The sequence below is a fragment of the Halomonas halophila genome, assembly GCF_030406665.1.
Lineage (GTDB): Bacteria > Pseudomonadota > Gammaproteobacteria > Pseudomonadales > Halomonadaceae > Halomonas > Halomonas halophila.
In genome coordinates this window covers 1,416,533-1,434,549 of record NZ_CP129121.1, presented here as the reverse complement: position 1 = coordinate 1,434,549, position 18,017 = coordinate 1,416,533, and the positions used below count along the sequence as shown (strand labels likewise).

Genomic DNA, 18,017 nt, shown 5'->3' with positions numbered 1-18,017 from the left:
CTTCCTTCGCTTCACCTTGCGCCTCGTCGCGAAGCTGTCGGCGCAGGACTTTGCTGAACATGATCGCGTCTTGGGCAGCCGAGCTGCCCTAGGACGCCTCGCCCTCTTCCTTCGCTTCACCTTGCGCCTCGTCGCGAAGCTGACGGCGCAACACTTTCCCCACATTCGTCTTGGGCAGCTCGTCGCGGAACTCCACGTGGCGCGGCACCTTGTACCCGGTCAGCTCCTTCTTGCACCAGGCGCGCAGGGTCTCGGCATCCAGGTCGGGGTCACTGGCCACCACGAACAGCTTGATGGCCTCGCCGCTCTCCTCGTCGGGCACGCCCACGGCGGCCGACTCCACCACCCCGGGATGGCTCGCCACCACGTCCTCGATCTCGTTGGGGTACACGTTGAAGCCGGAGACCAGGATCATGTCCTTCTTGCGATCGACGATGCGGATGTAGCCGTCCTCGTCGAAGACCGCCACGTCGCCGGTGCGGAACCAGCCCTCGGCATCGAGAGAGGCGGCGGTATCCTCCTCGCGGTTCCAGTAGCCCTTCATCACCTGGGGCCCCCTGACGCACAGTTCCCCGGTCTCGCCCAAGGGCAGATCGTTGCCATCCAGGTCGACGACCTTGACCTCGGTGTCGCCCATCGGCTTGCCGATGGTGCCGAGTCGGATGTCGTCGATGGGATTGAAGCTGACGATCGGCGAGGTCTCGGTGAGGCCGTAGCCCTCGGCGACGGGGCAGCCGGTCACCTCCTCCCAGCGCTGGGCCACGGCGCTGGTCAGCGCCATGCCGCCGGAGATGGTCAGATGCAGGGCGGAGAAGTCGAGGCGTCGAAAGTCCTCGCGCTGGCACAGGGCATTGAACAGGGTGTTGAGCCCCACGAAGCCGGTGAAGCGAACCGACCTCAACGTCTTGACGAAACCCTCCAGGTCGCGGGGGTTGGGGATCAGCACCGAGTGGTTGCCGGTCTCCATCATGAACAGGCAGTTCACCGTGAAGGTGTAGATGTGATAGACCGGCAGCGGCGCGACGATGGTCTCGGCGCCCTCGGCGAGGCCCGGGCCGATCGCCTGGCGCGCCTGGAGCATGTTGGCCACCAGGTTGCCGTGGGTCAGCATCGTGCCCTTGGCCCGGCCGGTGGTGCCGCCGGTATACTGCAGAGCCGCCATGTCGTCGCGGTCGCGACCGACCTCGCGATGCTCGAGGCGCGCGCCGCGCGCGAGCGCATCGCGAAGGCGCGTCGCCCCAGGCAGTCGATAGGCCGGCACCATCTTCTTGAGATACTTCACCGCGGCGTTGATCAGCGGCCGCTTGGGGAAGGGGTGCAGGTCGGCGATCTCGGTGACCACCACCCGCTCGATCCGGGTCTGGTCGAGGACGTTCTCCAGCTTGGCCGCCATGTTGGCCAGGATGACGATGGCCCGAGCGCCCGAATCCTTGAACTGATGGGCCATCTCCCGCTCGGTATAGAGCGGATTGGTGTTGACCACCACCAATCCGGCACGCAGGGCACCGAACACCGCCACCGGGAACTGCAGCAGGTTGGGCAGCTGAATGGCGATGCGATCCCCTGGCACGAGACCGGCCTCGTGCTGCAGCCAGGCGGCGAAGTCGGCGGACAGGCGATCGAGTTCACGGTAATCCAGGGTCCGCCCCATGCAGGTGAAGGCGGGCTTGTCGGCGAAGCGCTCGATGGCGGCGTGGAAGACCTCCATCACCGAGGCATAGTCGTCGCGCCCCTCGAGATCGGGGCCGCGCAGGACGGCAGGCGTGGCGTGCTCGCTCATGGCATTCTCCAGGCTGTGGTCGACCCTGCGGGGATCGCGCCTTGTTGTTATTGCTGCATTGTCATGGTGTTGCGGCTATCCCTCCACCCTATCCCAGTCACGCCTCATCTGGGAATACACGATTAAAACTTACGTTTGAAACTTTCGTTCACTCCTCGGCGGTGAAGCGCCCCTGGATCTCGCCGTCCCGCCAGACCAGCAGCTCGCCGGGCACCATGCGCACCCATTCCTCGTTGTCGGTGAGCGGCTCGGTGGCGATCACCGACACCACGTCGTCGGGCGTGGTGTGCTCGGCGAAGTTCACCGCCATCTCGGCGTCCGAGAGGCTCGCCTGTCCGAACGGCGCCCGGCGGGTGATATGCGCCAGCTTGGTGGTGCAGTAGGTGTAGAGGTACTCGCCGTCGGCCAGCAGCAGGTTGAACACCCCGAGCCCGCGCAGACGCTCGCACAGCCCGTGCAGGTGCGCCCACAGCGCGCGACGGTCGTCCGGCGGCTCGGGAAAGACCCGGCGCAGCTCGCCCATCAGCCAGCAGAAGGCGTGCTCGCTGTCGGTGCCGCCCACCGGCCGGTAGAACGACAGCGCCAGATCCTCCCAGCCGGCGAGCTGGCCGTTGTGCGCATAGCACCAGGGCTGGCCCCACATCTCCCGGGTGAAGGGATGGGTGTTGGCCAGACGCACCTGGCCGACGTTGGCCTGGCGAATGTGGCTGATCACGATATGCGACTTGATCGGATAGTCGCAGATCAGCCGCGCGATGGGCGAATGCACCGAGGGGTGCGGGTCGCGGAAGTCGCGATAGCCGCCGGCCTCGTAGAAGGCGATGCCCCAGCCGTCACGGTGCGGCCCGGTGCCGCCGCCGCGGGTCAGGAAGCCGGTGAAGCTGAAGCAGATGTCGGTCGGCACGTTGGCGCTCATGCCCAGCAATTCACACATGCGGGTCCCTGCGCTCGCGGGAGGAAGCGGAACGGCTGGTATGGCGCCACAGCAGGCGCAGCAGCACCAGGCCGATGGCCAGCACCAGCAGAATCCAGAACGTCGGCCCCTGTGACCAGCCACGGACGCGCTCGACCAGCCCCGGCCAGCCCTCCTGCCAGGCCATTCGCAGCGTGGCCGGCAGGTCGTTGACGCCCTCGACGAAGCGGTCGGCGAGGCTCGGCTCGGCCTTGGGGGTGGCCGCCTCGTCGGCATCGCCGAAGCGCTCGGCGGCCAGCGTCGGGCCGGCGTCGGCCCCGGCGATGCCGACCCGCGCGTCGGGGTTGAGCATCAGACGCGGCAGGTTCAGCTCGCGGGTCTCGCCGTCCAGGGTGACGCGGGCGGTCAGGGTCAGCGGCTGGCGGAGGTCCGGGTCCAGCTCGGGCAGCGCCATCGTCCAGCGCGTCTCGCCGACCGGCTCGGCCTCGAGCGCCGCGCCGGCCAGCTCGCCGCGGATCTCGGTGTTGTCGCGGTTCAGGCGCGGATGCTCGGCGGCCAGCACCACGCGGCCCTCGGCCGGGTCGTGAGCCACGCCGATGGACGGCAGCACGTTGACCGCCTGGCGGCGCTGGCGGGTGAAGCCGTCGCCGACGGCGCGCACCAGCAGCTGGGCGTTGCCGGTCAGCGCCGGCGCCGGCAGTTCGCCTCGGAAGCGGCCCTGGTCGTCGGCGGCCAGGGTCACCGAGGACTGCGCCTCGCCGTCCGGCGACGCCAGCGACACTTCCAGCGTCAGGTTGCCCGGCAGGGGCAGCGCCTCGCGCTCCGCCTCCAGCCAGGCCTCCACCGGCACCGGGAAACCGCGATAGAGGGTCGCCGGCAGCGTCGCGGTGCGCAGCCGCCAGGGGCCGCTGATACTGATGCGGCTGCCGTCGTCCACCGGTCCCTCGAGGCGCCATTGCCCCGCCTCGGGCTCGGGCATGCGGATCAGGTCGAAGCGCGGCTCGACCTGCCAGTTCGCTCCCTCCGGAGCCGAATCGGCGCGATAGCGGGTGCCGTCGGGTGCGATCAGCGTCAGCGGCTCGGCCTCGGGATCGTGGAAGATCAGCGCCGAGAGCCGATCCACGCCCTCGTCGACCACGAAGCCGCCGTCGTCGTCCAGCGGCAGGCGGTCGGCGGGGAAGATGCGCTCGAAGATATCGAGGAAGGCGCCCATCAGCCCTTCCGGTGAAGCGACTCGTGAGGCCAGCCCGCCGGTGCGCTGGGCCAGACGCTCGACCAGCGCCAGGTCGGCCTCGTCGGAAAAGGCGATGGCATGCACCGTCACCCCCTGCGCCGCCAGCTCGGGGGCCAGCTCCTCGACGATGCGCCGACGCGAGGCACGATCGATGGCCGGCTTGTCGCCGCTGCCCGGCGGCAGATCGATGACGCCGTCGGTCATCAGGATCAGGTGCAGACCACCGCTGGCCTCGCCGTTCGCCGCCTCACGCAGCGCGGCCTCGATATCGGTGTACTGCTGATCGCGCGGCGACGGCGGCAGCGACAGCGCACGTTCGCGCCAGTCGTCCCCGACCCGCCCCAGCGGCAGCGGATTGCCGACCCGCTCGCCGAAGGTCCAGACACCGGCGCTGGCACCCTCCGGCAGCAGCGAGACCAGCAGCCCCATGGCGCTCTCGGCCAGGCGATCCGGGTCGTGGTTCTTCATGCTGCCCGACACGTCGACCACCGCACGCACGTCGTCATGCTCCTGCACGGCCCGAGGCTCGGTCTGAGTCTGAGCGTGAGACGAGCTCGCGCCGAGCCCGAGCAGGCACAGCGCTATCAACCACAACAGTCGCAGCGCGCCTCGGCCGCCGGGATTTCCCCTCTGCATCGAACGTCCTTAGCCGATCACCGGCTCGCGTCGCGCCTCACCGCCGTCCTGGCGGCCCTTGTCTTCGCTCTCCTGCTCCGGTGCCTGGCGAGCGGCCGCGCGGCGTCCGCGCCGCCACAGCAGCAGGCCCACCAGCGCGCCCAGGCCGGCCGCCACGGCCACCAGCATCAGCGCCGGCAGCATGGCGCCGCCATCGTGGGAGAGGAACGCCAGCCCGGCCACCACCACCGCGGGCGCGAAACCCTGGTAGACCCCCTCCCCGGTGGTCAGCGGCAGCTGGAAACTCGCCGGCACCCACATGATGCCGGCCACGGTCCAGGTGATCACCAGCCGCGGCAGGCGCGGCAGGAAGGCCAATCCCAGGTAGCCGGTGCCGAGCACCACCAGAGACAGCACGGCATAGGTCAGCCATAGTAGGGACATCGAATCCGAAAGTAGCATCGGTACCTCGTCATTGCGGCGTCGAAAGACGCACCCCGTTGAATTCACTCCGAGTATGGTACATCCCGCACCATGAAAGCACAGCCGCCACGTGACCCCGGCCCGACGAACATGACCGACGCCCCCCACCCGACCGCCGCGTTCCGGCGCGCCGACGACCCCGACTGGCACTGGCTGGAACAGCGCGACGACCCGCAGGTGACGGCCTTCCTCGAGGCCGCCAACGCCCACTCCCGGGCCTGGCTCGCGCCCCTGGACGACCTCACCGAGCGCCTCTACCACGGCCATCTGGCCCGCCGCGAGCTGGCCGTTCACGGCCTGCCCACGGCGCTCGACCACTTCACGGTGTGGAGCGAGACCGCGGTGGACGCCGACCATCCGGTCTGGTGGCGCCATCCCAACGGCGAGCCCGAGCGCCGCGAGCCGTTCTTCGACCTGCAGCGCCGCGCCGCCGACCACGCCTTCTTCGAGGTCGGCGACATGTCGCTGTCGCCGGACGAGCGCTGGATGGCCTGGAGCGAAGACACCCAGGGCGACGAAATCTTCACCCTGTGGCTCAAGCGCCTGCCGGACGGCGAGCCGCTGGCGCTGCTCGAGGAGATCGGCCCCGAGCTGTGCTGGGCCGAGGACGGCGCCACCCTGCTGTTCACGCGCTATGACGCCACCCAGCGCCCCGAGAGCATCTGGCGGCTGCCGCTGACCCTCGGTGCCACGCCGAGCGCCGGCGAGCCGGCGCTGATGCTGCGCGAGGACGACCCGGAGTTCTGGCTGGGGCTCGGCAAGACCCGCTCGCGGGAGTGGCTGATGCTGGAGTCCGCCTCCAAGGACACCAGCGAGATCCACCTGGTTCCGGCGGACGCCCCGGCCACGGCGCCGACGCTGTTCCGCCCCCGCGAGCGCGGCGTGGAATACGGCGTGGATCACCGTCCCGGGCACTTCTACGTGCTGCACAACCGCGAGGCCCCGCACTTCTGCCTCGACCGGGTCGACGAGGCCGCCCCTCAGGGCGAGCCCGAGCGCCTGATCGAGCACCGCCAGGACACCACGCTCGAGGGCATCGACGCCTTCAGCTGGGGGCTGGTGGCCAGCGAGCGCGACCATCAGCAGGCCCAGGTCTGCCTGCGGGTGATCGAGCTCGACGCCGACCACGCCCTCCGGCGCGACGAGTACCTGCCGCTGCCCGAAACGCCCTGCAGCCTGGGGCTCGCCGACGCTCCGCACTTCGACGAGCGCCGCCTGCGGCTGCGCGAGGAATCCTTCACCCTGCCGGTGACCTGGACCGAGCTCGACCTGGACAGCGGCGAGCGCCGCCGCCTCAAGCAGCAGCCGGTGCACGGCGACCTGCGCCCCGACCAGCTGACCTGCGAGCGGCTGTGGGCGACTTCCCACGACGGCGAGCACGTCCCGGTCTCGGTGGTGATGCGCGCCGATCTGGCCGGTCACCCGCTGCCCACCCTGCTCTACGGCTACGGCGCCTACGGCGAAACGCTCGATCCCTGGTTCTCGGTGGCCCGCCTGGAGCTGCTGGCCCGCGGCGCGGCCTTCGCCGTGGCCCACGTGCGCGGCGGTGGCGACCGCGGCGAACCCTGGTACCTGAGCGGCAAGCTCGAGCACAAGGCCAACAGCTTCCACGACTTCCTGGCCGCCCGCGACGCCCTGGTCGAACAGGGCGTCAGCGACGGCGAGCGCATCGTCGCCTACGGCGCCAGCGCCGGCGGGCTGCTGGTCGGCGCCAGCCTCAACCTGTCGCCGGAGCGCTTTTGCGCCGCGGTGCTCGACGTGCCCTTCGTCGACGTGCTGCGCACCATGGAGAACCCCGACCTGCCGTTGACCACCGCCGAGTACAGCGAATGGGGCGATCCGCGCGAGCCGGCCGCCCACCGCCGCATCCGCGACTACTCGCCGCTGGACAACCTGCCCGAGCGGCCCTGGCCACCAGTGTTCCTGCAGGGCAGCTGGCACGATACCCGGGTGCCCTACTGGGAGCCGGCCAAGCTCTACGCCCGCCTGAGCGAGCTGGCCGTGGGACACGGCGTGGACGGACGCGACCATCCCACGCTGCTGCGCACCGACCTGGAGGCCGGCCACGGCGGCGCCTCGGGGCGCTTCAAGGGCTGGCACGACAACGCCCGCCAGGATGCCTTCATCCTGTGGGCGCTGGGGCTGGAGACACGGGAGGCTTGAGCGGTGCAGAAACGCAAGAGGCGGCCACCTGGCCGCCTCGTTTCGTCATGCCCCTCGTCGGGAGACCTAACCGTCGATCGGCAGGATCGCGATGATATGGTCCTCCAACTCCTCCTCGGGCACCTCGGACTGGGACACCGCGAAGCTGCGCACGCTGATGCCCTTGCGGTGCACCCGCTCGGGATCGCCCGAGATCAGCGGATGCCAGCCGGCGAGCTTGCGGCCCTCGGCCAGGCGCCGGTAGGCGCAGGACTTGGGCAGCCAGCGGAACTCCTCGATGCGCTCGACGGTAAGCTGCTGGCAGTCCGGCACCTTCTCGAAGCGATTGGCGTAGTCGCTGCAGCGGCAGCCCTCGATGTCGAGCAGCTCGCAGGCCACGTTGAGCACCGCCAGGTCGCCCTCGTCGTCCTGGAACTTGAGCAGGCAGCACTGGCCACAGCCGTCGCACAGCGCCTCCCACTCCTCATCGGTCAGCTCTTCCAGCGGGAAGCGCTCCCAGAATTTCTCTCTCATGTTCTCTCCTGCGCGAGGCCGGATCATGCCCGGGGTCAGACCCTTCAGGGATCATGCCCGGGGTCAGACCCTTCAGCAGACTTAGGAGCTTGCTCCTAAGTCTGCTGAAGGGTCTGACCCCATGTGCGAAGGCGGCCTTCGCGCGGCCCCGGATTCGCCAGACTAGTAGCGGGCCTCGGTAGGCGTGCGATAAAGATCCAGCAGATAGTCCTCCTTGGCCGGCGGCATCTGCAGGTAGAACCCCTTCTCCTCGATGGCGGCCATGACCTCGGCGCCGCGGGTGCGGGCCAGCGGCTTCTCGGGCGTGAGGATCAGCGTCAGCGCCGAGACCGGCGTGCCGAAGCGCTCGAGCAGCGCCTCGGGCACGTCCTCGAGGCCGCGGCGCTTGTCCACGTACAGGTACATCTCGTCCTTGCGCGGGCTCTTGAAGACCTCGCACAGCAGCTTGCCGTTCATGGTGGTCATGCGGGGACCTCACTCAGGGCACGTTCCAGGGAAGCGGCGAGACGCTCGCCGCGCCAGCCAGCGGGCAGCGGCAGCGGGCGGCCACGCAGCCGGGCGCTGGCCAGGGCCTCCAGGTCGCGGCGACGCATCAGCATCTCGGGAGCCAGGCCCAGGGACTCGGCCTCGAGGTTCACCACCTTTTTCATCGCCTTCAGGCAGCGCTTGAAGGCCGGCGACAAGGGCGACAGCGGCACCGACGGCAGCTCCGCCTCGTCGAGGAAGCGCGCTTCCTTGACCAGCGCCAGCAGGACGTCGCCCTCGCGCTTGACCAGCGGCGGCTTGATGCCCTCCACCGCGGCCAGTTCGTAGCGATTCTCGGGCAGCCGCTCGGCGATGGCGAACAGCAGCTTGTCGCTGACCAGCCAGCTGCGCGGCAGGTCGCGGCGACGCACCTCGCCCTCGCGCCAGGTGGTCATCAGGCGATAGGCCTCGATCTGGCGCGGGCCCAGCCGCCACAGGTTGCGCTGGCGCAAGTACCACTGGCCGTCGGCCTCGTCGCTGCGCGAGGCCTGGTCGGTCAGGGCGGCACAGTCTTCCTCGAGCCACGCCAGGCGGCCGTGGCGCTCCAGGGACTCGCGCTGGTGCTCCCAGACGTCCAGCAAATAGACCACGTCCAGCGCCGCGTAGGTCTTCTGGGCCTCGGAGAGCGGGCGCTCGAGCCAGTTCGAGCGGGTCTCGTCCTTGGGCAGGGTCTCGCCCACCCAGTACTCGACCAGCTTCTGGTAGCCCATGGAGGTCACTTCGCCGAGCAGCGCCTGGGCGATCTGGGTGTCCACCAGCGGCGCGATGGGCACGCCGGCCCAGTGGGCGAAGACTTCCAGGTCCTCGCTGGAGGCGTGCAGCAGCTTCAGCGGCCCCTCGGCGAGCAGGCGGCGAAAGCGCTCGGTGCAGGCGACCTCCTGGGGGTCGACCAGGTAGGCCGGCCCGCCGGCACAGAACTGGATCAGCGCCGGCACCGGGTGGAAGGTGCGCTCGCGGAAGAATTCGGTATCCAGGGCCAGGACGTCGGCCTCGGCCACCTCGGCGCAGGCGGCGTCCAGCGCCTCGGGAGTGTCGATCCAGCGGATCTCGGGTGTCAGGGACATGCGGTCATCCGGCATGGCAGGGATGGAACGGCGATCATTCGCCCTGGAAAGGCAGCCGGCCGTTGAAGGCCCGGCTCAGGGTACCGCCGTCGACGTATTCGAGCTCGCCGCCCATGGGCACGCCATAGGCCAGGCGCGAGAGCTTGAGCCCCAGCGGCGCGAGCTGGGAGGCGATGTAGTGGGCCGTGGCCTCCCCTTCCACCGTGGGATTGGTGGCCAGGATCACCTCCTCGACGCCGGCCTCGGCGACCCGCGCCTCCAGCCGGTCGAGGCCGATGTCTTCGGGCCCGACGCCGTCCAGCGGCGACAGGTGACCGTGCAGCACGAAGTAGCGGCCCTGATAGCCGCCGGCCTCCTCGATGGCCAGCTGGTCGGCCGGGGATTCGACCACGCACAGCACGCCGTCGTCGCGGCGCGGACTGGCACAGATGCCGCACAGTTCCTCCTCGGTGAGGGTGCGACAGCGCCGGCAGTAGCCGACCGCCTCGAGGGCCGTGCCGAGCGACTCGACCAGCCGCCGGCCGCCGTCGCGGTCGCGCTCGAGCAGATGCATGGCCATGCGCTGGGCGGTCTTGGGGCCGACGCCGGGGAGCACCCGGAAGGCCTCCATCAGCCGTTCGACCAGGGGAGAAAAGCTCATGAGTCGTTCAGGGCTCAGGTCTCGTCATGGGACGAGACGAGCGCCACGCGGGCGCTCATCTCTCGTCGTTGCGTTCCGGCAGAGGCTTCAGAACGGCATCTTGAAGCCCGGCGGCAGGTTCAGGCCGGAGGTGGCGTCTTCCATCATCTCCTTGGAGTTGGCCTCGACCTTGCGCACGGCGTCATTCACGGCGGCGGCCAGCAGGTCCTCGAGCAGCTCCTTGTCCTCTTCCATGACGCTCGGGTCGATGTCGACCTTGAGCACGTCGTGGCGGCCGTTCATGGTGATCTTGATCATGCCGGCACCGGCCTCGCCGTGAACCTCGGCCTTGGCGACCTCTTCCTGGGCCTTCTGCATCTTCTCCTGCATTTCCTGAGCCTGCTTCATCAGGTTGCCCATTCCACCTTTCATCATGGTGACGTCCTCTCGATTGGATGTTCTGTCCGGCCACCCGGGCAGCCGGTGTCGTGTACGGTCGGTGTTACCCCTTCCGACGCGTGGCGTTGGCGTCCGTTCAGTGACGCGCCGCCTCGACGGGCTTCACCGTGGTCTCGATCAGCCGGGCCCCGAAGGCCTGCTGAAGCTTCTGTACCTGGGGGTCGGCCTGCAGCGCGGCCACCGCCTCGGCGTGGCGCTCGGCGGCCAGGCGGTCGGCGCGCTGGCGCGGCGTCTCGACGCCCTCGGGCAGCGGCCCGTCGGCGATCGTCAGGCGCCGCGTGAAACCGGCCCCGGCCAGCGCCTCGCGAATGCGCTCGACGTGGACGTCGGCCTTCATCGCCGCCTGGGACGGATCCAGCCGCAGCGTCAGGGCGTCGCCGTCGTCGGCTTCGACCACGCAATGGGCCGCCAGGTTGCGCGTCAGGCCGGACAGGCCCAGCGCGTCGAAGCGCTCCAGCCAGTCGGCATGGCTCAGCTCGCCCGGAGCGGCGTCGGCAGCCGAGGGGGCGGCCGGTGCCTCGGCCGGCACGGCCTGAGCCTCGGGCTCGGGAGCCGCCGCGACCGGCGCGGGCTCAGGCTGCGGCGCGGGCACTTGTGGCTGAGGCGCTGCGGGTTCAGGCGCGGGTGCCGCCTGAGCGGACGCTTCCTGAACAGGCGCGTCCTGGACAGGCACGTCCTGGATCCAGGGCGGCGGCTCGGGGGCCGATTCGGCTGCCGCGAGCTCGGACGGCGCGGTTTCCGGCGCGGCCTCAGGAGCCGGCGGCGGGACGGCGGCGGACTCGACCGGTGCTGGCGCCGGAGCCGGTTCAGGCATCGGCTCGGGGGCCGGGGCGGATTCGGCCGCCGGCTGCGGCGCAGCGGCGCCAGGCGCCAAACTCTGCGCTGGCGCGGCACTGGCGGCTTGATCGCTGCCACCCGCCGGCCCGGTGCCGCCTCCGGCCGCAGGAGCGCCACCATCGCCGCGCATGGGCAGCGGCGTCTGGGCCGGCTTCGGCACACCCTGGGGGCGGAAGGCCAGCATGCGCAGCAGGGTCATCTCCAGGGCGGTGCGCAGGTCCGGCGCGTGGGCCATGTCGCCGCGACCCTGGATGCCGATCTGGTAGTAGAGCTGGATGTCCTCGGCGGTGAAACGCGCGGCCAGCGCCAGCAGCGTCTCGCGGTCGCCGTGGCCGTTGTCCAGGGCGTCGGGCACCATCTGCGCCACGGCCAGGCGGTGCAGCACCCCGGTGACGTCGTCGAGCACGCCGGCGAAGTCCGGGCCCTGCTCGGCCAGGGCGGCGACCTCGGCCAGCACCCTCGCGGCGTCGACCTCGGCCATGGCCTCGAGCAGCGCCAGCACGTGGCGATGGTCGAGGGTGCCGAGCATCGCCGCCACGTCGGCGTGGCGCACCTCGCCCTGGCCGAAGGCGATCGCCTGGTCGGTCAGGCTCATGGCGTCGCGCATGGAACCCTCGGCCGCCTTGCCGAGCAGCCACAGCGCGCTCTCCTCGAAGGAGACCGATTCGGCTTCGAGCACCTTGGAGAGGTGGCCGACGATGCGCTCCGGCGGCATGTGCTTGAGGGTGAACTGCAGGCAGCGCGACAGCACCGTGGGCGGCAGCTTCTGCGGGTCGGTGGTGGCCAGCAGGAACTTCACGTGGGGCGGCGGCTCTTCCAGGGTCTTGAGCAGCGCGTTGAAGCTGCTGGTGGAGAGCATGTGCACCTCGTCGATGAGGTACACCTTGTAGCGGCCCTGGGTCGGCGCGTACTGCACGTTGTCGAGCAGCTCGCGGGTGTCTTCGACCTTGGTACGCGAGGCGGCGTCGACCTCGATCAGGTCGACGAAGCGCCCGTCGTCGATGGCCTCGCAGCTGGGGCACTGGCCGCAGGGCGTGGAGGTCACGCCCTCGTCGCCCTGCCCGCCCGCGGTGCAGTTCAGGCACTTGGCGAGGATGCGCGCCAGCGTGGTCTTGCCGACCCCGCGGGTACCGGTGAACAGGTAGGCGTGGTGCAGCCGGCCCTGGTCCAGGGCGTTGACCAGCGCGCGCTGGACATGCTCCTGGCCGACCAGTTCATGGAAGGTACGCGGCCGCCACTTGCGGGCCAGAACCTGATAGCTCATGCAGCTCGAAATCCTTGCGGCTGGGCTGGCTGGCAGCCGAACACGAAAGCCCCGCCGGTGCGCGAATCGCCGACCGACGGGCTTGAAGAGATGGTCCACATTCTACCGGGTGGCGGCCCGGGCGCAAAGCGTGGACCGGAGCGGGTCAGCCGCTGCACAGCCGGCCGCTGTCGCGGATGTCGGCGAGACGCCCGACGGCGATGCCGTCGATACGTGAGAGCTCACCGCTGCCCGCCCAGGGTCGGCCGTCCACGATGGACTCGGCGCGGGCCGGGCCGATGTGCGGCAGGCGCTCGAGCATGGCCACGGAGCTGGCATTGAGATCGATGCAGCCGGCCGCACGGGCATGGGAGGCGCCGCCGGCACCGGCCACCTCACCGGCGCCGGGCGGCAGAGCACGCAGTTCGCCCTGATGCAGCGCCAGATAGACCGGCGCGTGGTCGGAGACGTGCTCGCGGGCCGCAACATGATCGAGGCCGGTCAGCGCCGGATAGCGCAGCATGCCAAGTGCCTGCGGGCTCAGGCGGTCCGGCCGATACCAGATGTTGTCGTAGGGACTGGCGTAGCGGCCCGGCGTGGTGCCGAGCGTGGTGGCCTGACCGTTCAGCGCCGGCACCACGCCGAGCGCCCTCAGCGGTGCCCAGGCGGGATCGTCTGGCGCCATGTTGAAGTCGCCCATCAGCATTCGCGGGGTGTCGGGATAGGCCTCGTCGAGCCATTGCCAGTAGTCGGCCAGGGCCTCGACCTCGGGCCGACGGTCGGCGAGACCGTCGCCGTAAACCACGTGCACCGTGGCGGCGACGAAGGCGTCGTCGTTCTCACGATCACGGAAGCGCGCCGAGAAAGGTTCGCGGGCGAAGACGTCGCCGCGATCGATATACACCGCCCCGCCACCGAGCGAGGCGATGCGCGACTCGCGCCACAGGAAGCCGTAGTGCTCCTGGTAGCGGCTGCGCCCCACGGCGTGGCTGGCCATCGACGACCATGCCTCGCCGGACACGGCCTCGAGCTCTTGCTCCAGCGCCGCCAGCGCCTCGTCGTTCATCAGTTCCTGCACCGCCAGCAGGTCGAAGCGTCCGGCCACCCGGGCCACCAGATCGAGCCGTTTGTCGTTGTTCCAGCCCAGATGTTCGAGGTTCCAGCTGCCGATCACCGCGGCGCCGGCCAGCCCCGGGAAACCGGCCAGAGCCAGTGTAAGAAAACCTGCCAAGACAAGACGTTGCATGCGCCCCTCCATGTCGGAAAGGCGCTATCCTGCCGGTCGGCGATGGCGACATCAATATCAGCGGTCGCCAATATGCTACCGACGGCAGCAGGCTGTTAGGCTGGAAACCCGTCATTCAAGGAAAGGACGCCCCGATGCCTGCCATCCTGCTCTGGAGCCTCGTGGCCGTGGCGGCCACCGCCATCGTCTGGCGCGGCAGCGGGCTGCTGGAAACCAGCAGCGAGCGGCTCGCGGCCCACTACCGGCTGCCAGACATCGTCCAGGGCGCCATCGTGGTGGCCGTGGGCTCGAGCTTCCCGGAGCTCTCCACCACGGTGATCTCCACCCTGGTGCATGGCGAGTTCGAGCTCGGCGTGGCGGCGATCGTCGGTTCGGCGCTGTTCAACATCCTGGTGATTCCCGCCGTCTCCGGCCTGGCCAGTCGCCAACCGCTGACCGCCAACCGCGACCTGGTCTACAAGGAAGCCCAGTTCTACATGATCGCGGTGGCGGTGCTGACCCTGACCTTCGCCTTCGCCGCCATCTATCACCCCGCCGAGGCGACGGGCGGCGCCATCCGCGGCGAGCTGACCCGTGGCCTGGCGCTGATGCCGGTGGCGCTCTACGGGCTCTACCTGTTCGTGCAGTACCAGGACACCCTCGACCACGAGAGCGAGGTCGACGCCGGCGACGTGCGCCCGGGACGCGAATGGGCCCGCCTGGCGCTGTCGCTGGCGGTGATCGTGATCGGCGTGGAGGGTCTGGTCCGGGCGGCGATCGCGTTCGGCGAGATCTTCGACACCCCGAGCTTCCTGTGGGGCATCACCGTGGTCGCCGCCGGCACCTCGATTCCCGATGCCTTCGTCTCGATCCGCGCCGCCCGTCAGGGCCGCGGCGTCACCAGCATCGCCAACGTGCTGGGCAGCAACACCTTCGACCTGCTGGTGTGCATCCCGGCCGGCGTGCTGATCGCCGGCACCGCCATGATCAACTTCTCCGTCGCCGCGCCGATGATGGCGGTGCTCACCGCCGCCACGGTGGCGCTGTTCCTGATGATGCGTACCGGCATGGTGTTGACGAACCCCGAATGCGTGGCCCTGCTGGCCCTTTACGCCGGCTTCCTGGCATGGATCGGGATGGAGACGTTCGGGGTGGTGGACCTGGTGCCGAGCCTGCCGCCGCCCAGGGGATAGGCGGCGGCGATGCCCCGGCGGCCGCCGGGGCTGGCACGGGGGATGCGGCTTACTGCTCGGTTTCCTGCTCGCCGAAGCGGCCGGCGAACAGCGGCGAGGAGAGATAGCGCTCGGCGCTGTCCGGCAGGATCACGACGATGTTCTTGCCGGCGAAGGCCGGATCACGCCCGAGGCGCACCGCGGCGGCCACGGCGGCGCCGCAGGAGATACCGCACAGGATGCCTTCTTCCTGCATCAGCCGGTGTGCCATCTCCATGGCCTCGTCGTTGCCCACGGCCTCGATGCGGTCGACCAGCGACAGATCGAGGTTGGCGGGCACGAAGCCGGCACCGATGCCCTGGATCTTGTGCGGCGCCGGCGTCGGTGCCTGGCCGTCCCGGGTCTGGGCGATCACCGGTGAGTCGACCGGCTCCACCGCCACGCTGGTGATGGCCTTGCCCTGGGTCTGCTTGATGTAGCGCGAGACGCCGGTGAGGGTGCCGCCGGTGCCCACGCCGGCGACGAAGACATCGACCTGGCCGTCGGTGTCGTGCCAGATCTCGGGGCCGGTGGTGGTCTCGTGGATGCGCGGGTTGGCCGGGTTCTCGAACTGCTGCGGCAGGAAGTAGGTCTCCGGCTCGGCCTCGGCCAGCTCCTTGGCCTTGGCGATGGCGCCGGCCATGCCCTTGGCGGGCTCGGTCAGCACCAGTTCGGCGCCCAGCGCCTTGAGCACCTTGCGCCGCTCGAGGCTCATGGAGGCCGGCATGGTCAGCACCAGCGGATAGCCGCGGGCCGCGGCGACGAAGGCCAGGGCGATGCCGGTGTTGCCGCTGGTGGGCTCGACGATGCTCATCCCGGGCTTGAGCACGCCGCGCTCCTCGGCGTCCCAGATCATCGCCGCGCCGATGCGGCACTTCACCGAGTAGGCCGGGTTGCGGCCCTCAATCTTGGCCCAGATCGTGGCCCCTTCGCTGACCCGGTTGAGCCGGACCAGCGGGGTGTTGCCGATCGAGCGGGAATTGTCGTCGTAGATGCGTGCCATGGATCGTTCCTTGTGATGGGCGAATTAACGGGCGGCCTCGAAGCCGGTCAGCACGTTCACGGCGTTGATGCCGATCTCCTCGACCGCGTAACCGCCCTCGAGCAGGAAGGTCGTGGGCAGCCCCGCGCCGGCCAGTCGCCGGCCGAGCTCGGTGAAGTCGTTGCTGGTCAGCTTGAAGGCGCTGATGGGATCGTGTTCGAAGGCGTCGACGCCCAGCGAGACCACCAGCAGCTCGCAGCCGGCCTCGCGAATGCGCGTCAGGGCGTCGTCAAGCGCTCGGGACCAGACATCGAAGCCCGTTCCCGGTGCCATCGGATAGTTGTGGTTGAAACCCTCCCCTCGCCCGCGGCCGGTCTCGTCGGCGTGGCCCAGGAAGTAGGGGAAGCAGGTGCGCGGGTCGCCGTGCAGCGAGGCGAACAGCACGTCGTCGCGCTCGTAGAAGATCTGCTGGGTGCCGTTGCCGTGGTGGAAATCGACGTCCAGCACCGCCACGCGCCCTCTGCCGCTGTCCAGCGCATGCTGGGCGGCGATGGCGGCGTTGTTGAAGAAGCAGTAGCCGCCGAACTGGTCGCTGGCGGCATGATGACCCGGCGGCCGGCACAGCCCGAAGGCGGGCTCGCCGGTGGCCAGGGTGTGGGAGACGGCCGACAGCGCGATGTCCTTGCTGGCCATGGCGGCGTCGAAGGTGCCCTCGCAGATCGAGGTCTCGGCGGCCAGCGCGTAGTGACCGAGACGGCCCTCGACATGCTCGGGAATGATGTCGTCACGCATGGTCCGGGTCGGCCAGATGCTGGGGATGGCCTCGCCGCCATGGCCAGCGGCGCGCCAGTCGTCCCAGCAGCTGGCAAGGAAGTCGACGTAGCCGCGGTCGTGCACCGCCAGCACCGGCTCGAAGCCAAACGCCTCGGGGGCGCGCACCTCGCCGAGCCCCACCTCGCGCACGCGCCTCAGTACCAGCTCGACACGCTCGGGGCACTCGTAGGGCGTCACCAGCTCGCCACCATCGAGCTCGGTACGGGCGCGGCGCAGGCCGGTGTCATCGCTGTGGAAGGTCAACATTTCACCATTGCTCCTCGTGATCAGACCCCTCTCCGGCGGCCAGGGCCTCGCGCTCGAGCGAGCGCTTCATGTCCTCGTCCAGCGAGAGGCCCGAGGCAAGCTGGTCGAGCCAGGCACGCTCCATAGGATTGTCATCGTCGATCACCGCCACGCTGGCCAGGTAGATCTCCCGCGCCGCCTGGGACGAGTCGGCCTGGCGAGCCAGGGCCAGCGCATCCAGCGGCGCCGACAGCTGACGCTCCACCCAGGCGTGCAGCTCGTCGTCGGCGCCGATGGCATCGATCTGCTCGGTGAGCAACGCGCGCTCGCGCTCGTCGACGTGGCCATCGGCTCGGGCGGCCATGATCATCGCCTGCAGCAGCACCAGGCTGCGACGCTCGAGTGGCTCGCCCTGGAGATCGTCCAGCGGCGTGCCCTCGTGGGCCTCGCCGCCGGACGACGCCCGGGCATTCTGCCAGGCCCTCCAGGCCAGCGCGCCGACGCCGGCGATAGCGCCGTACTTGAGCGCCTTTCCGCCCAGCTTGCGGCCGCGCTTGGAGCCCAGCAGCACCCCCAGGGCGCCGCCGCCAAGGGCGCTGCCAAGGCGGCCGCCACCCTGCCCGCCGGCCTTGCCGCCGGCGCCGGAGGTCAGCCCGCCGAGCAGCCCCTGGACATCCAGGCCACCGCGGCGGCCATCGCCGGCCTGGCGCATCAGCTGGGAAAGGATCCGTTGCGCGTTCATCGGCACCTCCTGACGGGAATTGCACGGGGCGGCGGCCAACGCCGGCCTCGCCCGGGCCACGACTATGACGCGCGCCGATAGCCGCTGCAAGCCTGGACGCGCAAGCACGGGCACGCCCCACGATGGGCATGAAACGAGGTGATCGAATAAAGAAGATAGAAACAGGAGGGCACAAATGGAGGCGGCCCCGAAAGCCACATCCCGGCACACGCGTCCATCACTACCGTTGCTCCCTTCCGGGCCTGGCGGGGTTTGCGACTTAGCGTTGCGGGAGGACCTAAGGGGCCACCACAGCGGGCACTTGACGTGCCATTTGGGTCAGGCAGTTCTCTGAGCGGGATCAGTCACTT

The 18,017-nt window shown here is 69.9% G+C and carries 16 protein-coding genes and 1 other RNA gene; 2 read left to right on the top strand and 15 right to left on the bottom strand.

Translation table 11 applies throughout. The annotated features are described in order from the left end of the window. Positions 1-88: 88 nt before the first annotated feature. The 4 genes from QWG60_RS06595 to QWG60_RS06580 all read right to left on the bottom strand — a co-directional run bounded on the left by QWG60_RS06595 (position 89) and on the right by QWG60_RS06580 (position 4,986). Entirely contained in the window at positions 89-1,780 is a 1,692-nt protein-coding gene (locus QWG60_RS06595) for an AMP-binding protein (RefSeq protein WP_146909593.1), read from the bottom strand. A gap of 148 nt (positions 1,781-1,928) precedes the next feature. Further along, entirely contained in the window at positions 1,929-2,714 is a 786-nt protein-coding gene (locus tag QWG60_RS06590) for a class II glutamine amidotransferase (protein WP_146909591.1), read from the bottom strand. Then, the gene (locus QWG60_RS06585; protein WP_146909589.1) at positions 2,707-4,563 is read right to left on the bottom strand and encodes a vWA domain-containing protein; all 1,857 of its coding nucleotides are present in this window, start codon (positions 4,561-4,563) and stop codon (positions 2,707-2,709) included. Before QWG60_RS06585 ends, QWG60_RS06590 begins: the two co-directional genes overlap by 8 nt. 9 nt (positions 4,564-4,572) lie before the next feature. After that, complete coding sequence (locus QWG60_RS06580) at positions 4,573-4,986, bottom strand: hypothetical protein (protein WP_237022312.1); 414 nt, start codon at positions 4,984-4,986, stop codon at positions 4,573-4,575. Positions 4,987-5,076: 90 nt separating this feature from the next. Here QWG60_RS06580 and QWG60_RS06575 point away from each other — a divergent pair, with 90 nt between their 5' ends. After that, positions 5,077-7,188, top strand: a complete 2,112-nt coding sequence (locus QWG60_RS06575) for a S9 family peptidase (RefSeq protein ID WP_107182146.1) — start codon at positions 5,077-5,079, stop codon at positions 7,186-7,188. Positions 7,189-7,254: 66 nt separating this feature from the next. On the opposite strand, the gene QWG60_RS06570 is transcribed toward QWG60_RS06575, so the two are convergent. The 7 genes from QWG60_RS06570 to QWG60_RS06540 all read right to left on the bottom strand — a co-directional run bounded on the left by QWG60_RS06570 (position 7,255) and on the right by QWG60_RS06540 (position 13,694). Beyond that, positions 7,255-7,701 carry a YcgN family cysteine cluster protein gene (locus QWG60_RS06570; protein ID WP_107182147.1) on the bottom strand — a complete coding sequence of 149 codons (447 nt, stop codon included), beginning with the start codon at positions 7,699-7,701 and terminating at the stop codon, positions 7,255-7,257. Positions 7,702-7,863: 162 nt separating this feature from the next. After that, positions 7,864-8,166: a YcgL domain-containing protein gene (locus tag QWG60_RS06565; RefSeq protein ID WP_146909587.1), complete on the bottom strand. Its 303-nt coding sequence runs from the start codon at positions 8,164-8,166 to the stop codon at positions 7,864-7,866. Further along, positions 8,163-9,290, bottom strand: a complete 1,128-nt coding sequence (gene rnd, locus QWG60_RS06560; RefSeq protein ID WP_046080498.1) for a ribonuclease D — start codon at positions 9,288-9,290, stop codon at positions 8,163-8,165. Before rnd ends, QWG60_RS06565 begins: the two co-directional genes overlap by 4 nt. Before the next feature lie 34 nt (positions 9,291-9,324). Beyond that, on the bottom strand, positions 9,325-9,930 hold the full coding sequence (gene recR, locus QWG60_RS06555; protein WP_046080140.1) for a recombination mediator RecR: 606 nt from the start codon (positions 9,928-9,930) through the stop codon (positions 9,325-9,327). Between the two features lie 87 nt (positions 9,931-10,017). Continuing rightward, positions 10,018-10,344: a YbaB/EbfC family nucleoid-associated protein gene (locus QWG60_RS06550; RefSeq protein WP_035599551.1), complete on the bottom strand. Its 327-nt coding sequence runs from the start codon at positions 10,342-10,344 to the stop codon at positions 10,018-10,020. A 100-nt stretch (positions 10,345-10,444) separates the two neighbouring features. Beyond that, positions 10,445-12,469, bottom strand: coding sequence for a DNA polymerase III subunit gamma/tau (gene dnaX, locus QWG60_RS06545; protein ID WP_146909585.1), 2,025 nt, complete (start codon positions 12,467-12,469; stop codon positions 10,445-10,447). A gap of 145 nt (positions 12,470-12,614) precedes the next feature. Further along, entirely contained in the window at positions 12,615-13,694 is a 1,080-nt protein-coding gene (locus tag QWG60_RS06540; RefSeq protein ID WP_046080137.1) for an endonuclease/exonuclease/phosphatase family protein, read from the bottom strand. A gap of 134 nt (positions 13,695-13,828) precedes the next feature. Between QWG60_RS06540 and QWG60_RS06535 the strand changes: the two genes are divergently transcribed. Then, positions 13,829-14,866, top strand: a complete 1,038-nt coding sequence (locus QWG60_RS06535; protein WP_107180785.1) for a sodium:calcium antiporter — start codon at positions 13,829-13,831, stop codon at positions 14,864-14,866. A 49-nt stretch (positions 14,867-14,915) separates the two neighbouring features. Here the strand turns inward: QWG60_RS06535 and cysK are convergent, their stop codons facing one another. From cysK to ffs, 4 genes are all read right to left on the bottom strand, one after another. Next, on the bottom strand, positions 14,916-15,887 hold the full coding sequence (gene cysK / locus QWG60_RS06530; RefSeq protein WP_046080135.1) for a cysteine synthase A: 972 nt from the start codon (positions 15,885-15,887) through the stop codon (positions 14,916-14,918). 24 nt (positions 15,888-15,911) lie between these two features. Beyond that, a complete protein-coding gene (locus QWG60_RS06525) occupies positions 15,912-16,946 on the bottom strand; it encodes a histone deacetylase family protein (RefSeq protein WP_146909582.1) in 1,035 nt (344 codons plus the stop codon). Position 16,947: 1 nt separating this feature from the next. Beyond that, the gene (locus QWG60_RS06520) at positions 16,948-17,667 is read right to left on the bottom strand and encodes a tellurite resistance TerB family protein (RefSeq protein WP_107180788.1); all 720 of its coding nucleotides are present in this window, start codon (positions 17,665-17,667) and stop codon (positions 16,948-16,950) included. A gap of 185 nt (positions 17,668-17,852) precedes the next feature. Beyond that, an RNA gene (gene ffs, locus QWG60_RS06515) (signal recognition particle sRNA small type) lies at positions 17,853-17,949 on the bottom strand. Positions 17,950-18,017: the final 68 nt, after the last annotated feature.

Coding starts and splice junctions, on each gene's coding strand:
- QWG60_RS06595 (WP_146909593.1), bottom strand. CDS start 1,780: ATGAGCGAGCACGCCACGCCTGCCGTCCTGCGCGGCCCCGATCTCGAG.
- QWG60_RS06590 (WP_146909591.1), bottom strand. CDS start 2,714: ATGTGTGAATTGCTGGGCATGAGCGCCAACGTGCCGACCGACATCTGC.
- QWG60_RS06585 (WP_146909589.1), bottom strand. CDS start 4,563: ATGCAGAGGGGAAATCCCGGCGGCCGAGGCGCGCTGCGACTGTTGTGG.
- QWG60_RS06580 (WP_237022312.1), bottom strand. CDS start 4,986: ATGTCCCTACTATGGCTGACCTATGCCGTGCTGTCTCTGGTGGTGCTC.
- QWG60_RS06575 (WP_107182146.1), top strand. CDS start 5,077: ATGAAAGCACAGCCGCCACGTGACCCCGGCCCGACGAACATGACCGAC.
- QWG60_RS06570 (WP_107182147.1), bottom strand. CDS start 7,701: ATGAGAGAGAAATTCTGGGAGCGCTTCCCGCTGGAAGAGCTGACCGAT.
- QWG60_RS06565 (WP_146909587.1), bottom strand. CDS start 8,166: ATGACCACCATGAACGGCAAGCTGCTGTGCGAGGTCTTCAAGAGCCCG.
- rnd (WP_046080498.1), bottom strand. CDS start 9,290: ATGTCCCTGACACCCGAGATCCGCTGGATCGACACTCCCGAGGCGCTG.
- recR (WP_046080140.1), bottom strand. CDS start 9,930: ATGAGCTTTTCTCCCCTGGTCGAACGGCTGATGGAGGCCTTCCGGGTG.
- QWG60_RS06550 (WP_035599551.1), bottom strand. CDS start 10,344: ATGATGAAAGGTGGAATGGGCAACCTGATGAAGCAGGCTCAGGAAATG.
- dnaX (WP_146909585.1), bottom strand. CDS start 12,469: ATGAGCTATCAGGTTCTGGCCCGCAAGTGGCGGCCGCGTACCTTCCAT.
- QWG60_RS06540 (WP_046080137.1), bottom strand. CDS start 13,694: ATGCAACGTCTTGTCTTGGCAGGTTTTCTTACACTGGCTCTGGCCGGT.
- QWG60_RS06535 (WP_107180785.1), top strand. CDS start 13,829: ATGCCTGCCATCCTGCTCTGGAGCCTCGTGGCCGTGGCGGCCACCGCC.
- cysK (WP_046080135.1), bottom strand. CDS start 15,887: ATGGCACGCATCTACGACGACAATTCCCGCTCGATCGGCAACACCCCG.
- QWG60_RS06525 (WP_146909582.1), bottom strand. CDS start 16,946: ATGTTGACCTTCCACAGCGATGACACCGGCCTGCGCCGCGCCCGTACC.
- QWG60_RS06520 (WP_107180788.1), bottom strand. CDS start 17,667: ATGAACGCGCAACGGATCCTTTCCCAGCTGATGCGCCAGGCCGGCGAT.